The organism is Terribacillus sp. JSM ZJ617 (assembly GCF_044383785.1).
Taxonomy (GTDB): Bacteria; Bacillota; Bacilli; order Bacillales; family Amphibacillaceae; genus Terribacillus.
Genome location: NZ_JBISEQ010000002.1, coordinates 1 through 15,587, shown reverse-complemented (window position 1 = coordinate 15,587; position 15,587 = coordinate 1). Strand labels below are relative to the sequence as shown.

At 42.3% G+C, this 15,587-nt stretch carries 17 protein-coding genes, 1 pseudogene and 1 riboswitch; of the genes and pseudogenes, 5 read left to right on the top strand and 13 right to left on the bottom strand.

What is annotated here, in order from left to right:
- Positions 1-41 precede the first annotated feature (41 nt).
- Positions 42-179 (bottom strand): FbpB family small basic protein, encoded by a 138-nt coding sequence (locus tag ACH6C1_RS06315; RefSeq protein ID WP_095222964.1) that lies wholly within the window; start codon positions 177-179, stop codon positions 42-44.
- Positions 180-290: 111 nt separating this feature from the next.
- Here ACH6C1_RS06315 and ACH6C1_RS06310 point away from each other — a divergent pair, with 111 nt between their 5' ends.
- The gene (locus ACH6C1_RS06310) at positions 291-1,451 is read left to right on the top strand and encodes an aminotransferase A (protein WP_374075659.1); all 1,161 of its coding nucleotides are present in this window, start codon (positions 291-293) and stop codon (positions 1,449-1,451) included.
- A 30-nt stretch (positions 1,452-1,481) separates the two neighbouring features.
- Here the strand turns inward: ACH6C1_RS06310 and ACH6C1_RS06305 are convergent, their stop codons facing one another.
- Positions 1,482-1,709: an aspartyl-phosphate phosphatase Spo0E family protein gene (locus ACH6C1_RS06305; protein WP_306452922.1), complete on the bottom strand. Its 228-nt coding sequence runs from the start codon at positions 1,707-1,709 to the stop codon at positions 1,482-1,484.
- A 391-nt stretch (positions 1,710-2,100) separates the two neighbouring features.
- Here ACH6C1_RS06305 and ACH6C1_RS06300 point away from each other — a divergent pair.
- A pseudogene (locus ACH6C1_RS06300) lies at positions 2,101-2,181 on the top strand (YjcZ family sporulation protein); the annotation flags it as partial.
- A gap of 47 nt (positions 2,182-2,228) precedes the next feature.
- On the opposite strand, the gene ACH6C1_RS06295 reads toward ACH6C1_RS06300, so the two are convergent.
- Both ACH6C1_RS06295 and ACH6C1_RS06290 read right to left on the bottom strand, forming a co-directional pair.
- Positions 2,229-3,593 carry a TrkH family potassium uptake protein gene (locus tag ACH6C1_RS06295; protein WP_374075656.1) on the bottom strand — a complete coding sequence of 455 codons (1,365 nt, stop codon included), beginning with the start codon at positions 3,591-3,593 and terminating at the stop codon, positions 2,229-2,231.
- A gap of 83 nt (positions 3,594-3,676) precedes the next feature.
- Positions 3,677-4,087, bottom strand: a complete 411-nt coding sequence (locus ACH6C1_RS06290; protein ID WP_374075654.1) for a YwpF family protein — start codon at positions 4,085-4,087, stop codon at positions 3,677-3,679.
- Positions 4,088-4,234: 147 nt separating this feature from the next.
- On the opposite strand from ACH6C1_RS06290, the gene ACH6C1_RS06285 reads away from it, so the two are divergent.
- Positions 4,235-5,584 carry a dihydrolipoyl dehydrogenase family protein gene (locus ACH6C1_RS06285; RefSeq protein WP_374075652.1) on the top strand — a complete coding sequence of 450 codons (1,350 nt, stop codon included), beginning with the start codon at positions 4,235-4,237 and terminating at the stop codon, positions 5,582-5,584.
- A 32-nt stretch (positions 5,585-5,616) separates the two neighbouring features.
- Here ACH6C1_RS06285 and ACH6C1_RS06280 read toward each other — a convergent pair whose 3' ends face one another.
- Entirely contained in the window at positions 5,617-6,111 is a 495-nt protein-coding gene (locus tag ACH6C1_RS06280; RefSeq protein WP_374075650.1) for a class I SAM-dependent methyltransferase, read from the bottom strand.
- 138 nt (positions 6,112-6,249) lie between these two features.
- Positions 6,250-6,606: a hypothetical protein gene (locus ACH6C1_RS06275; protein ID WP_374075648.1), complete on the bottom strand. Its 357-nt coding sequence runs from the start codon at positions 6,604-6,606 to the stop codon at positions 6,250-6,252.
- A gap of 193 nt (positions 6,607-6,799) precedes the next feature.
- Here ACH6C1_RS06275 and ACH6C1_RS06270 point away from each other — a divergent pair, with 193 nt between their 5' ends.
- The gene (locus ACH6C1_RS06270) at positions 6,800-7,150 is read left to right on the top strand and encodes a YflT domain-containing protein (protein ID WP_095222956.1); all 351 of its coding nucleotides are present in this window, start codon (positions 6,800-6,802) and stop codon (positions 7,148-7,150) included.
- Between the two features lie 34 nt (positions 7,151-7,184).
- Here ACH6C1_RS06270 and thiT read toward each other — a convergent pair whose 3' ends face one another.
- A complete protein-coding gene (gene thiT, locus ACH6C1_RS06265) occupies positions 7,185-7,751 on the bottom strand; it encodes an energy-coupled thiamine transporter ThiT (protein WP_374075646.1) in 567 nt (188 codons plus the stop codon).
- An 82-nt stretch (positions 7,752-7,833) separates the two neighbouring features.
- A riboswitch (TPP riboswitch) is annotated at positions 7,834-7,933 on the bottom strand.
- Between the two features lie 209 nt (positions 7,934-8,142).
- Between thiT and ACH6C1_RS06260 the strand changes: the two genes are divergently transcribed.
- A complete protein-coding gene (locus tag ACH6C1_RS06260; protein ID WP_374075644.1) occupies positions 8,143-9,516 on the top strand; it encodes a peptide MFS transporter in 1,374 nt (457 codons plus the stop codon).
- Between the two features lie 41 nt (positions 9,517-9,557).
- Here ACH6C1_RS06260 and ACH6C1_RS06255 read toward each other — a convergent pair whose 3' ends face one another.
- The 6 genes from ACH6C1_RS06255 to ACH6C1_RS06230 form a co-directional block, all read right to left on the bottom strand.
- On the bottom strand, positions 9,558-10,166 hold the full coding sequence (locus ACH6C1_RS06255) for a response regulator transcription factor (protein ID WP_374075641.1): 609 nt from the start codon (positions 10,164-10,166) through the stop codon (positions 9,558-9,560).
- The gene (locus ACH6C1_RS06250; RefSeq protein WP_374075639.1) at positions 10,141-11,286 is read right to left on the bottom strand and encodes a sensor histidine kinase; all 1,146 of its coding nucleotides are present in this window, start codon (positions 11,284-11,286) and stop codon (positions 10,141-10,143) included. The genes ACH6C1_RS06255 and ACH6C1_RS06250 overlap by 26 nt, the downstream gene beginning before the upstream one ends.
- Positions 11,287-11,290: 4 nt before the next feature.
- Positions 11,291-12,025, bottom strand: coding sequence for an ABC transporter permease (locus ACH6C1_RS06245; protein WP_374075637.1), 735 nt, complete (start codon positions 12,023-12,025; stop codon positions 11,291-11,293).
- Positions 12,022-12,867: an ABC transporter ATP-binding protein gene (locus ACH6C1_RS06240; protein ID WP_374075635.1), complete on the bottom strand. Its 846-nt coding sequence runs from the start codon at positions 12,865-12,867 to the stop codon at positions 12,022-12,024. Before ACH6C1_RS06240 ends, ACH6C1_RS06245 begins: the two co-directional genes overlap by 4 nt.
- Positions 12,868-12,986: 119 nt before the next feature.
- A complete protein-coding gene (locus ACH6C1_RS06235) occupies positions 12,987-14,780 on the bottom strand; it encodes a M3 family oligoendopeptidase (RefSeq protein WP_374075633.1) in 1,794 nt (597 codons plus the stop codon).
- Positions 14,781-14,914: 134 nt separating this feature from the next.
- The coding region (locus tag ACH6C1_RS06230) for a collagen-like triple helix repeat-containing protein (RefSeq protein WP_374075630.1) at positions 14,915-15,587 on the bottom strand (673 nt) is incomplete at its 5' end.

Sequence of the window (15,587 nt, the reverse complement as noted above, 5' to 3'; positions counted from 1 at the left end):
GATTCCTTGTCCTCTTGCGCTATGGTATAATGTATCAATCGTTATTCCATGTGATCAGTCTGGATTCCGTATCTATCATCCAGCGATTCTTCAATTTTAAGCATTGCCTGATCATCCTGTAATAACTCATTTTTGTTTTGCGTGATCAATTCTTCTAAAGAAAGCTTGCGGGGTCTCATCAGTCATTAGCCTCCCTAAATATTTTCCTTTAGCTATTCCCAATACTATCACGTTATAATCAAAATTGTTTGAACATTATGTTAAGAAAGTATGACAATGGAGGATTTCAGATGGAACATCTTATCAATCCACGCGTTACAAACATACAAATATCAGGCATTCGCCGCTTCTACAACTTGGTGGCAGATAAAGAGGATATGATCAGTCTGACAATTGGCCAGCCTGACTTCCCTACCCCGCTTCACGTCAAAGAAGCAGGAATCGAAGCAATCCGATCTGATAAGACGACGTATACACCGAATGCAGGGCTATTACCTTTGCGTGAGGCAATCAGTGCATTTTACACAAAATATGCTCCAGTGTACAAAGCAACAGAAGAAATCATTGTCACTGTCGGGGCATCACAAGCAATTGATATTACCCTGCGGACTATCCTGCAGTCTGGGGATGAAGTAATCTTACCCGGTCCCGTTTATCCTGGATATGAGCCGCTTATCACATTAGCAGGAGGAAAGCCGGTTCTTGCAGATACAACCGAGAATGGATTCAAGCTTACAGCATCCATTTTAAAACAGTATATTACACCGAAGACGAAATGCGTCATCCTTCCTTATCCATCCAACCCGACTGGTGTGACACTTACATATGAAGAACTGGAAGAGATAGCTGACTTTTTAGCCGACAAAGAGATATTCATATTGTCAGACGAAATATACAGTGAGTTGACGTACGATGATGCTCATGTTTCAATTGCCAGCTTCCCGCAGGTAAGGGAAAAGAGTGTCATTATTAATGGCTTGAGTAAATCCCATTCCATGACCGGCTGGCGAATCGGCTTTACATTGGCACCAGCATGGCTGAGCACCCATATGCTCAAAGTGCATCAATACAACGCCACTTGTGCGACTTCCGTCAGCCAGTACGCAGCAATCGAAGCGCTGACGAATGGTCTGGGAGATCCCGTCAACATGCGCGATGCATATCGAGCGCGCAGGGATTACTGCTTGGAGCGATTGGAAAACATGGGTTTGACTGTTGAGAAGCCAAATGGGGCGTTTTACATTTTCCCAAAATTCCCGATCAAGAGCATGACCTCATTGGAACTTGGTTTGGCACTAGTGGAAAAAGCAGGTCTTGCTATTGTACCAGGAGATGCATTTTCTCACCTTGGTGAAGGGTATATGCGGCTTTCTTATGCATACAGCATGGAGCTGCTCCAGGAAGGAATGGATCGTCTGGAGCGTTTCCTTTCTTCCAATAAATTAGCATAACAAAAGGACAGGTTCGGGAACCTGTCCTTTTTATATCTTTCTTTTTGCTTCATATAGATTCAGCAGCTTGTCCAATTCCTGGCTTTTAGCGATTGATTCACTGCTTGTAAACCCTTTCTCAAATGCTACTTCCGCCATTTGCTCACGCAGTACCTCAATCTGCTGCGTCAGCCTGTTAAGATTGATTAGTTTGTTGGAATGCTGCAGACAATATCTGGCGTGTTCAGGCAATATCATTTGATCACCATTATCCCTCATTAGTTACAAATCTTTTCCATTACTTATCATGCCAAAAGTTCGAATGAAAGTAAAGTTTATCAAGCACTTTTCACACTTTTTACATAAGTAACTGACACGTTTCCTCCTTCTCTCCTATCATTCGTCAAAGGCTGATAGAACAAATTATATCTTTAGGCTTACGAGCATGCGTCATTTCTTCTTTGTTGCGTTTCCGCATAATACGAAACGGAAATAGTATTCGGAATTGGGCTAACGTCTATACCCCTTCACGCCCTGCGCCATATAGTAAGGTGTAAGCTTTAGGAGGTGAAACAGAATGGGTTACGGATACGGTGGCTTCGGCGGTTTCGGCGGAGGCGGTTACGGTGGCGGTTGTGAAAACAGCGGCGGTTACGGTGGCGGCTACGGCGGAGGTTGCGGCAACGGTTTTGCTTTGATCGTTGTACTTTTCATCTTGTTGATTATTGTTGGTGCAGCATTCTACTGCTAATTCCAACAGAAAAAAGACGGCATCTTAGGATGCCGTCTTTTCTTTCATTAACCGATAATGATACGTTCTTTCGGATAGTGGAAGTTCGCTGTCTGCGAATTCCGCTGCAAGGAATACAAGAATGTCAGGATGCCGACTCTCCCAAGAAACATGAGCAGCATCAAAACAATTTTACTTGCATCACTCAACTCCGGTGTTATACCGAGACTCAAGCCGACCGTTCCGAATGCACTACATACTTCAAATAGCACCTCAGTAAGCGAAAACGGCTCTATGGAGGCAAGTATTACAGCTGAGGTGAATACTAAAATCATTCCGAAGATAGTCACGTTGATTGCTTTGTATAAATCCTCCGGGTGAATCTCCCGCCGGAGGACCGTAATTTGTTTGTTCCCTCTGGCAAAGTGGTAAAGCGCAATGACCACTAATGCCAAAGTGGTAGTGCGGATACCTCCTCCTGCGCTGCTTGGGGAAGCCCCGACAAACATTAGTGCAGACATGAACAGCTGATTCTGTTCAGTCAGCTGCGCGATATCCATTGTTGCAAGCCCTCCGCTTCGTGTGGTCACCGATTGGAAAAGCGAGTAAAACAATACTTCATGCCAGGATTTCCCCACGAAGAAGTTCCTGGAATCAAGCAATGCAATAATGATTGCACCAGCAAAAATAAGTACCATGAAAGTGATTGTTGTCAGCTTCGCGAACAAGGAAAACCGGATAAAAGCGCGTTCATCCTTCGAAGCAAACATATACTGCTTCACCTCGATCAGGACTGGAAAACCGATTGCACCCAGGACGATAAGCAGCATATGTACGAACTGCACAAAGTAATCATGCCGAAACGGAATGAGTGACTGTCCGGTTATATCGAAGCCTCCGTTTGTCGTAGCGCTTATTGAAGCAAAAAGCCCTTGAAAATAAGCTTCACCTGCCGTTGGGAAATATTGCAGATAATACGTACCTAAAACTAGGAATCCAATCAATTCTATTGTCAGGACAACAACTAGAATTTGCCTCATAAGATTAACCGCTCCACGAAACGATACCTGATTCTGATCAACCATGATCAGTCTCCGTTCCTTGAAACCGATTTTCTTACCGAACAGCAGCCATACAAATGTTCCTAGTGTCATGACGCCAATTCCGCCCAGCTGCATCGTGAAGGCAATCAAAATGATGCCTGTGGTGTTGAAATATTCATGTATCGGAACAGAAGCAAGTCCGGTCACGCTGATTGCGCTGACAGCCGTAAATACTATGTCAATGAAGGAAATATTTGCTCCTTGTTTATGAGCCACCGGCAAAGCCAGTAAGCAGGTAGAAATCACTACTGCCGCTAAATAAAATAAGATGATCAATCTGGTTGGCGAAATGTTATTCAGCCATCGCCAACGCGGGTCATAGGTACGCATACAAGAACTCCTTTAAATGCACGTTTCAAATGTATTCTATTATAGCAGGCATGATAGAGAATAGCTCGCATTTTCAAGCGCGCTTACTCTATCGAACCGGCTCCGCTTGTCAATATCTCTTCCTCTTCCATTCCTTCTTCCCTCATTCTTTTAATAGAAGCGAGCAGTTCCATTTTTTCTTCCCTCGCAAGCGTGCCCTTCATGATTACATTTCCTTCTTCACCTAAATCATTCACTTCCTGTACTTGGACAAGGAACATAGCTGGACGGTTTTCTGGTTTCGTAATTCGGACCTGGGCAAGCAGTACTTTACGGTTTTCAGACAATACTTGTACGCTTTTTAAATCATTTTTCCCCAGTACCGCTTCCAGCACCCATTCGTTATCCTCTTCCTTATTGATGATTAAACCTTCGGACAGTTTCATTTCTTTTTCTTTTAAATTTCCTTGTTCTGTCGTATATAGAGTAAGCTCTACCAGTTTGAATGTTTTCACAGATACCTCTCCTTTTAACATGTCCAATTATGTCTTTTTCTCTATCTTATCAGAACTTTTCCAATCCGTATGTATTGTCTGCAACGGATGTTTTCTATACGTAGGGCCAGGGTACAGAATTAGGATATTGCCAGGAAGGATGATACTATGCATAAACTGGATTTGATTGTAATAGGATCTGGCGTTAGTGGCCACAGCACGGCTTCAGCAGCCCGAAAAAAGGGCTGGACTGTGGCCGTTATTGATGATAAGCCATTTGGCGGTACATGTCCTCAATGGGGATGTGATCCGAAGAAAGTGCTGATAGAAACTGTCAGAATCCAGGATGCTTTTGATCGGATGAAGAATTATGGTTTGACTGGAAATGCACAGCTCGATTGGAGCAAGCTTCGCGAACACAAGGAGACGTTCACGGAACCTATTCCTAAAATGACAGTCGAGGAATTCAAAAATGACGGCATTGAGGTGTACCAAGGACACGCACAATTCATCGATGACCATACTGTACAGGTCAACGGAGAGAAACTGCAGGCTTCTTATATTCTAATTGCTTCGGGAGCTTCCCCTGCCAGACTTCCCGTAGATGGATTTGAACATCTGGTTTCAAGCGATGCTTTTTTCGAACTTCATGAGCTTCCCCAGGAATTGGTGCTGATCGGTGGAGGATATATCAGTTTTGAATTCGCACATATTGCTGCGCGCTTCAATAGAAAAGTAACACTCATTCAACGCGGGGAACGTCCATTGAAAGGATTCGACGAAGATGTCGTCAACCATTTGGTCGATTACAGCAAAAAGCTCGGTATCGATATCAGGACCAATACCGAACTGGAATCTGTTGAAAAACAAGGAAACAAATTCATCGTTTCCGTGCGTTCCGGAAACCAAACGAAAAAGATATCTGCTGATATTGTAATTCACGGCGCTGGCCGAACACCGAATGTGCTAGAAATGGGATTAGATCAGACTTCCATTTCCTATAGCAAGAAAGGAATCAAAGTGGATAAAAATCAGCAGAGTATATCTGCACCGCATATTTACGCTGCAGGTGATTGTGCAGATGATGGTAAGCTGCCGCTTACACCGTTGGCTTCAGAAGCTGGTAGCCGTGTTATTCATCACATGCTGGAAGGGAAACAACAAGATGAATTCAATCATGTTCAACCTTCCATTGTTTATACGATACCCGGAATTGCTTCAGTTGGCATTTCAGCTGACGAGGCGGCAAAAGCTCAGGACAAATATACTGTCATCAAACAAGATTTGAGCTCTTTCTTTACAAACAAGATAACGAGGCTGGAGGAAGGATTCAGCAAGATCATTTTGGACAAGGAAAAACAGGTTATCGTCGGTGCACATATATATGCTGCCCATGCTCAACACTTGATTAATGTTTTCACTTTGGCAATTGAAATGGAAGCACCTGTACAAATGCTGCAATCCTTGCTTTGGGCTTATCCGACTGCAGAGAGCGATATCCCAAGCATGCTTCAATAACAAATAGAAAACCGCCACATTTGGCGGTTTTCTCATGCTTTATAAGCTTTCACATAATATACTTCTTCATTTAAGTCCCCTTTAGATACTTCAAACCCTGCCTTCTTCAATTTGTCTGCAAGCAGATCTGCGCTGTGATCTCTACTGTAGCCGAGCGCTATCATGATACCTTTTTCAATAGTCACTCTGTACATTTCCGCCGCTGCCTGCTCTGGTTCATCTAAGCTATCCAGCACGAATGCTGCAAGTCCACGTTGAAAGGAAGCGTCGGGGAAATTAAGAAGCCTGTCTAATCCACTCGGCATCCGGTCGATATTCGTTAGTGTCTCTTCTTCTGCACGAAGTGCTAACTCTTCCAATAAATTTTCATCTTTCTCAAGAGCTGTAACGCGATCCTTTGTTTTATGAGCAATAGGAATAACCAAATTACCATTACCAGCACCGAAAACTATCACTTTTTCTCCGCCCTCAATTTCCAATAGCTCTAGCACTTCTGCTGCGGAAACTTCTGTTGTCTTATTCACCATATGACTCTCTCCTTTTGAATCAATTAGTTCTGTATTGCCCTTCCAATACAAAGCTAAACGTATCTCCCCTATGCTCTCACGGATTAACATTTTCTATCCTTCATTCAAAAAGGACAGCTGATACATCCAGCTGTCCTTTCAACACGTATATTTATCTGTTTGAACTTTTCGGTCAATAAAAGCACATAGATCCCCTATTTTAGGAAAACGTTCAAATTCCATATTAGCAGGATTTTCTGCATCAATCAGCGGGATCTCCCAATAACGCAGCAAGTCATGATAACTTTTCAAAAAAAGTTTGCGATTCCCATTGAATATCTTATACAGATCGGAATCTGTCGTTTTAAAAGCATACTCAGGAAGTAGCTTCTCTGTATGCTTGTCCACATATTTAACGACAGTCAAGTATATTTCGTATTCGATACCTTTCATTTTGGCAACCTGACATAAGCATCTTTTAGTCTTAAACTGGTCCAAATCAATGATATCTGCCATATTGTTTCCTCCTCACCAGGACTGGAAACTTCGATTTTCTCTTTAGTTTATCACAACATACAGCGTCTGTAAGCCGAATTTCAGATAATAGACATACTATATTGATTGTTTGTAATTAATATTGTTGGTTTTATTTTCTAGCCAGCGGGTAGACATTTAGTACATCAAATTAGCTAAAAAAGGAGAATTCAACTTGAAACCATATTTAAAAGAGTACACGAACGATGAAAAGCTGCAAGAAGACATTCAACTTTTAAGCACAAAAGGCGTAAACAAAGATAACATCTATGTATTGTCACATGATGATGACAGAACAAAACGTGTATCCAGTAAAGTGGATGCCAATACGATTGGGTTATCCGAGATGGGTGCTAAAAGTGCTGTTGGTAGCATGTTCAGTAAACAAGGCGATGAACTTCGTGCAAAATTGAAAGAAATCGGTTTTTCCCAAGAAGAAGCCGAGGATTTTGAAGAGGATCTTGATGAAGGTAAAATCTTTTTGATTGTAACTGGAACAGATAACGTCGAAGGCTTGCTTATCTAAATGAAAAGGCACTGTCATGAGACAGCGCCTTTTCTTATTTTTTCGGTAAGATAAGTTTTGGCTGAGCCAAAACGAGAATGAGAATAACTATAATGCTGGCTACAAAGCTTGGCAGCAGGTAAGAGCCATTGTATATGAGCGAGTAAGCCCAAACAGTTTGTCCTGGTGCAGCTGCAGATCCGAAGAAGACCATTCCACCTACAAAATGTGCTGCAAATCGACCTATACTGCCAATCAATGTTCCGATGATCAACATTCCTACAAGCTTTGTGCGGTTATTTTCTTTTGCAGCCTTACGAGCGGATCCAGCTGTGACAGCAGCCAGCCCAACTAAAGTGAAGGCTAGAGGATAATCCATAAAACCCTGGACAACATGTATTATATAAGGACCGGTAACTAATTGCAGCAGTCCGACTACTAATCCTGTTGTAAGTCCGCCTTTCCATCCCCACCGAAACGCCATTAAGAAAATTGGGACCATCTGCAAGGAGATACTCCCTCCCTGCGCCCATGCTTTAAATGAAAATAAATCCAATACGAATGCAAGTGCGGCGAATATCGCCACCTCTACTAAAAATAAAACCCTGCTTCTTGATTGCATATTTTTCTCCCCTAATAAAGAATGCAACAAAAAAACAATGCTGCAGTGGGATTCTTCCGATGGCCCAATGTGCATTGTTTCCCCATCAAAGAAGCTACATCCCTACGCGAGTGCTAACTCACAGGTTCGAAGGGTCTGGACATACGTCCATCTCAGCCGAAATGGCTCCCCCTGCAGGCTTTTTTGTACCGTTTTGTTTTCTGTTGTCCATCTATTATATAGAAAAATGACAGCGTTAGCAATAATTAATAATATTTCCTATAAGTGAAATATTACCCAAGTGCTAATTTTAGCAATTTTATTACTTTTACTTCATCTAACGAAATTGTTTGAATTCGAGAAAAACTATGACGTATAATGGACAATGTTCTTTAAAAAGGGAGGATTTAAAATGGATACACCAGCTACAATCCCACAAGGGAAGAAGCATCCAAAGGGATTGTATCTTCTCTTCTTCACCGAAATGTGGGAAAGATATAGCTACTATGGTATGCGTGCAGTTTTAATGCTTTATTTAACTGCTGCAGCAATTAGCGGCGGATTGGGCATGAATACGCAGCAAGCTGCATTAATTTATGGTTTGTACACAGGAATTATATACTTTACGCCAATTATTGGCGGTTACTTGACTGACAAGTATATCGGCCTACGTACCGCTATCACTATTGGTGGCGTAACAATGGCGATCGGAGATTTCACAATATTCCTATTCAACAATCAGTGGGGATTATATATCGGTATGTTGTTCCTAATAATTGGTAACGGCTTTTTCAAACCGAATATCTCAACACATGTTGGTGAGTTGTATCATCCGATGGATAAACGTAAAGATGCTGCATTTACCATCTTCTACATGGGTATCAACATCGGTGCATTCTTCTCTCCTCTAATTGCAGGATTCCTTGCTGAGGATCTATTCCACACAACTGATGCTGCTGGAATTGAACACTTTGGCTTCAAATGGGCATTCTTGGCATCTTCTATTGGTATGGTTATCGGTCAGTTGATCTTTAGCTTGTTAGGTAAGCGTTATTTAGGTGATATTGGCACAAAACCTGCGCGTACTAATATAGCTGCGGGAAGCGTTCCTGCAAAAATGACAGCTGCTGATAAGAAGCGGACAGGTGCAGTACTGATTCTAGCTGTATTCATCATCTTCTTCTGGGCTGGCTTTGAACAAGCTGGTACTTCCTTAACACTATATACGAGAGATTTTATTGATCGAAGTATTGGCGGTTATACGATACCTGTATCCTGGTTCCAATCTGTGAACCCATTGTTCATTGTCATCCTTGCACCAATCGTTTCTGCAATCTGGTTGAAATTAAGTAAATCAAAACGCGGAGATTTCCGTACAACGACAAAAATGTCCATGGGTATGATTCTATTGGGATTAGGGTTTATGATTTTAGTACCAGCAGTGCTTTATACAGGTAGTGACGAAGGGAATATCGTTCACAGAGCTAATATTCTATTCATCGTCTTCACTTATCTGTTCCATACGTTAGGCGAACTATGTCTGTCACCCGTTGGGCTATCGATGGTAAGTCGAGTAGCACCGGTGAAAATCGCTTCTCTATTGATGGGTGTCTGGATGGCCGCAACTGGTATTGCCAGCCTTATCGCTGGACAGCTTGCTGCATTGACAGAATCACTTGGTTATGTGGAGATATTCAGTGTAATCGGTGCAGCAGCGATTGTAGTAGGTATCATCCTGCTAGCAGTCTCCAAAAAACTGCAATCTATGTTGGATGCGCGTGATTAATCCAAAAAACACAGTTCCTTCACTCCAAGGAACTGTGTTTTTTATATGTATTCCTTTTCTTTCGCTATATAGACTGCTTGGGATCGATTTTGCGCTCCAAGTTTATCCAGTAGTTCCGAGAAATAGTTCCGGACAGTTCCTGGTGATAAAAATAGTTCCGCTGCAATTTGCTTTGTGGAGAACCCTTTTTCAGCAAGGTGGAGAATTTCCTTTTCACGTTCACTTAATGGGTTATCGATGCCTTGTACGAATTGATAAGTTATCTCTGGACTAATTACCGCGCGTCCATGATACACAATATCTCTTACAGCATGTGCAAGCTGATCACTAGGTGTATCTTTCAGCAAATACCCCTCAACCTTCAGCTTCATAGCTTCCTTTACATAAGCAGCCGTAGAAAAGGTCGTCAGCATCAAAACCTTCTCTATGCGACTGTTTTGCCGCAATTGTTTGACCACTTCCAAGCCATTAAATTTTGGCATTTCAATATCGAGGATTAATAAATCGAAAGTTTGCGTTTCAAGTGCTTGCAAGACTTCCTCACCATTGGCAGCTTGATTAGTGACAACGAAATCATCCTCTAAATCGAGCATCGCAGCCATGGCACCTCGAAGCATATTCTGGTCATCCGCCAATAGCATACGAATCATTACTGTTTCCTCCTTCGGTTTGCATAGGAACTTTTACTATCATGTGCAAGCCGCCATTTGGCCGCTCATGAAAATGGGCTTCCCCCTTCATTAAGCTGACACGTTTTCTAATTCCAGCCAAGCCGTTTCCTTCTTCTGCGAGCGTATTATTATAGCCGCCATTGTCCTCTACCTGTAAATGCAGAACGTTTTTAGTTTGTATGACCCGGATTTTACAGAACGTGGCGTTACTATGACGTATGACATTGGTGACAGCTTCTTTGAGAATATAGGCAAGCATGGTTTCCTTTGAACTGTCTTCTATTGAAGATAGTTGTTGTTCCGATTCAGAAGCAATACCAGCTTCTTTTAATCTAAGCTGCGCTGCCTCGTACTCTTCCTGCAAGGAAACAAGACGCATATCGCTGACAATTTCACGCATTTCCTGAAGCAAGGATCGAGACAACTGCTGGATATCATGCAATTCTTGTTCTGCCCTCCCCGGGTTCTGGAATAATAGTTTTTTTGAGATGTCACTTTTTACTGAGATTGTGGATAGCGTTTGTCCTACCGTATCATGCAAGTCACGTGCAATCCTATCCCGCTCACGCTCCTTGATCAATTCTTCCACTTGCTTTTTTGTGTCAGTAAGCTCCTCATTGACTGCTTCCCATTTGCGGTACCACTTTTCTTGAACTTTCCAAACTGCTGGTGTAATGAGACTAATCAGGATACCAGGAGAAATAAATCCCCAGGTCCAATCGTGAATCCCATATATATCCGTGAAAAGCATGATGCCTGTTACTGCATTAACTGTCATATATCCAATCCAAAATTTTGCTGGACTTTTCAGTACATAAAGCATATTAATCGCATACAAAAGCAAGTAGAAAAAAGTCTGTTCAATAAAAAAAACTAAATATGCAACTAGTATAGTTAAGATGATTGCTGAAGAAAAAGTCCTTTCCGGCCGCCAATAGATCTCCCTATAACAAAAAAAGATGATAATCATTACTAAGAGAGGGAACCAGAATCGAAAACCTTGCTCTCCAATCAAATATAATAATGTGAAATAATAATAGGCAAGCCAAAGATGAGGTATATAGCCATCTTCTTCCGGAAACAGTCGGAATCTCTTCACGTAGTCAGCTCCTTTGCCTGTACTGCAAAATTATCGCTCCTATAAATAATACCAAAAAATAACAGGTGAGGATTATGATATTGAAAAGTTCAATACCCTCTCCTGAGGCTATATTCCGCGCACCCAATGCAAACAAGTATGATGGCAGCCACTCTCCAATCATTTGTACCCAGTCTGGAAATGTTTGCAGAGGCATCCAGAGACCACCTAAAATAGCTAGTCCCAACACTACTATATTAGCTGTCACAGATGCTGTCTCAACCTTTTTCGTCTGAGCAATTAAGATTCCGATTGTTAGAAATAGAATTGAACCAGCCAGCAGCCATATACTTGTTATTATCCATTCTTCCAAAGGACGATTGAATTGTTTCCATGCATTTATAATTAAGAAAAACAACGAAACAATGACTGCGTTCAGTAAAAGCTGCGTTATAATACGGGAAATGAAATACTGTGGTGGTGTAAGCGGATGGGTAAACAAATAGTCCATCCAAGTTTGCCTTCTATCATACATAATTTGAATGCCAAATGTTTGCACAGAAGTCACTACCAAACTGTAGCAGGTCATGGATATGAGAAAATAATAATCAAAGTCTACTCCGTCGACAGTTGAACCTCTATTAATATAAGTGAACAATGTATAAAAGACGAAAGGCATAAATAAAGAGAAACAGAGAAAGTATTTATTTTTTATCATTCTTTGGACTTCCATCACTACCGTTTGAATAATAGCTTTCATATACCACCTTCCTCTCTTTCCAGGCCCTCTACATACTGCTCGAGAGTATCGCCTATTATCTCAAGCTGTGAAAATTTGATACTTTTCTGGATCAGCAATTCCAGTTCATTATCAGCATCCTCCGTTAGCTTTCGATATAATCCATCCTTCTGGATATAACCCATCGAGAACAGTATTCTTTTATTCTTGGAATGTGTTCGGAAGCTAATTGACTTTCTGTCCATCTTTATTTCTTTTATAGGACGGTCTACTTTTATAACGCCATCCTCCAGATACAACAATCGTTCCGCTAGCTCTTCTGCTTCTGATAAAATATGAGTCGTTATGAATACACTCATTCCATTCGAGCGTACATCAGACAACTGCCTGCGAAATTTCCGTTTAGCTTCCAGATCCATACCAGCTGTCGGTTCGTCCATAATTAGAAGTTTTGGCTTAACTGCAACAGCTAGCTGGAATAATAGACGTTTCATCTGACCAGTACTTAAATTTTCTGCCAGCACCTTCTTTTTGGATTCTAATCCTGCATCTCGTAATACTGCCTGGATCTGCTTTCTCTTACCATGCAAAGAGAGCATATATGAAACAAATTGATAGAGCGTTAAATTCCCGATCATAGAAGGTGATTGTGGTACGTATCCAATATGAGGTCTTTTGCCTTCCCAATTCATACTTCCTCGATCTTGTTTCAGCATTTGTAAAACAATTTTTATTAGCGTAGACTTGCCAGTTCCATTCGCGCCCAACAGGAGAATACTCTCACCCTCTGTCATTTGAAATGTGATATCTCTTAGTACCAACTGCCCATTAAATGATTTACTGATATGATCTATCTTTAGCATGACCCCACCTCCTGCTATCAGAATATCAAGACAGACTGCAAGGAGTAAGAAAGTAATGTCATAAGAAAAGATGACATTTGTCATAAAAAAAGACCACTCCAGTGAGTGGTCTTCCTTCGTTATTCTGCAGTCAATCTCAAGAATTCCTCAATATCCTGCTTACAAACTTCGATAGCTTTAAGCCAGAAAGCCTTGTCCGTTAAGTCTTCCTGCAAATGCTTCATCGCCAAGTCTTCTACCGTCATCCGGCCTGTGTCCTCAAGCAAAGCATTGTAGGAACGCTCGAAGTCTTGCGGATTTTCTGCTGCTTTTGCGTATATACCAGTACTAAACAAGAACCCGAATGTGTACGGGAAATTATAAAACGGTACGTCAGTCGCGTAGAAATGCAGCTTGGATGCCCAAAATGTCGGATCATACTCATCAAGCTGGTCATTATATGCTTCTTTCTGAGCTTCGACCATCAACTCGCGTAAGCGCGCAGCAGATACTAATCCGTTCTTACGTTCTTCATAGAATCTTGTTTCGAACAAGAACCTTGCGTGGATATTCATGAAGAATGCAATGCTGCGCTGAATTTTTTCTTCAATTAATGCGATTTTCTCATCCTTCGTCACAGCTTCTCTAACTGCTGCATCGGAAACAATCAATTCAGCCAATGTCGAAGCTGTCTCAGCCACGTTCATTGCATATTCCTGGTTCAACTGTTCCACATCATTCATTGCGTAGCTGTGATAAGCATGACCTAACTCATGCGCTAGCGTAGATACATTGGAAGCAGTACCACTGAACGTCATGAAAATCCGGCTTTCCTTTTTGTCCGGGAAGCTGGTACAAAAGCCACCAGGGCGTTTGCTATTGCGGTCTTCTGCTTCAATCCAACGCTTTTCGAATGCTTTCTGGGAGAAATCTGCCATTTGGCTGCTATATTTCCGGAAATTCTTCACTATGAAGTCAGCTGCTTCGTCATATGAAACATGTTTTGTCGCAGAGGAGAGCGGTGCATCGATATCATACCAGCTCAATTTTTCCAGACCGAGGATTTCCGCTTTGCGCTGCAGGTATTTGACGAATGAATCCTTCTCATCCGTGATCGCTCCCCACATAGCATCCAGTGTTTCTTGAGACATACGGTTATAAGCCAACGGCTCTTTCAGTACACTGTCCCATTTTCGATGCTTGTATGTCTGAAGACGGAAACCTGCTAGATGATTAAGCGTTTCAGCAAAGAAATCTTCTTTTTCTGTCCAAGCTTCCTGCATTCTAGCGAATACATGCTGTCTTACTTGGCGATCTGGAGCATCCAATTTATTGGCAGCTTGACCAACAGAATAGGATTTCTCTTCTCCATCGATTTCCAATGGCACTTGGATGCTGCCGACAATCGTATCGTACATACCTCCCCAGCCATGGTAGCCATCAATCGCCAAATCATTCAGCAATACTTCCTGTTCAGGCGACAGCTTTTCAGCAGCCTCTTTTCTGCGCTCATCAAGCACAAATGCATAATCTATCAATTCCGGCTGCTCAAGCATCTGTTCCCACGTCTGCTGCGGCACTAGTGTAATAACTTGATCTACACCAGTAAGCGTTCCGCTGTAGGCTGCCATAAGTTCATCTTTCTTCCCAGACCATTGCTTTGCTTTTTTGTCTGTAACATCCTGTGCAACGAGACATTCAACGAATGCAACAACCTCGAATACATGTTTAGCAGAAGTTTCCCACTCCGCTACGATACGCACCAAGCCAGCAGTATCTTCAGCCTGATCTGGAACATGGAAGGCTTCCAAAGCCTGTTTCCAATCTTGTAAAGCTTGGTCTGCTTTCTCTGCGAATTCAGCTAGCGCGGCCGAGTTACTGCCCCCAGGGAATATCGCATCCAAATCCCATGTTTGTCGATATTTATTCGTCATATGTATACCTCCTTAAACTACCTTTCTATTATACGCCCCGAGCTATTGACTGAAAAGTTTTAGTGTTCGCTATTTTTCGGCATTGCAAATAAAAAATCAAGACCATAGCTTTAGTTGCTATGGCCTTGGTTCTATTAAACAAAGCGTGTACCGTTCAGATTACGCGTCTCAGCCGTGGCAGATGTAATATTTGTACCTGGCACAACAGTAATGCTTACCGTATAGGTAACTGTTCCAGTGGTTGGTACCACGTCAACAAACGTATTCGGTACCAAGATACGAAATGTCCCTGCTGCTGTACCAGTTCGACCAATGCTTACCTGATTCAGAGTGGTTCCATCTCTTCGGAGTGTAGCAGTTATAGTAACTGACCAGTTGGCAGTGGTTACTACAGCAATTTGTACATTAAAATCTAATTTCACATTGTTCCCCGCCACTACAGCCGGAGTAATTGTATTAACTACCGTATCGGTATTAAGAGGAATAGCAAGAGCTGTGGTTACCTGGTTTGCTGCAAGAGCGCTAACTGAAGGCAGTGCACTACCTGTGGAGCCGGTTGGTCCGGTAATTCCTGTGGTTCCGGTTAAACCTGTCGGGCCAGTAACTCCGGTTGCTCCTGCTGCTCCCGTTGGACCGGTAATTCCTGCAGGTCCTGTTATTCCTGTCGCTCCCGCTACTCCCGTTGGACCGGTAATTCCTGCAGGTCCTGTTGTTCCTGTCGCTCCTGCTGCTCCCGTTGGACCGGTAATTCCTGCAGGTCCTGTTGTTCCTGTCGCTCCTGCTGCTCCCGTTGGACCGGTAATTCCT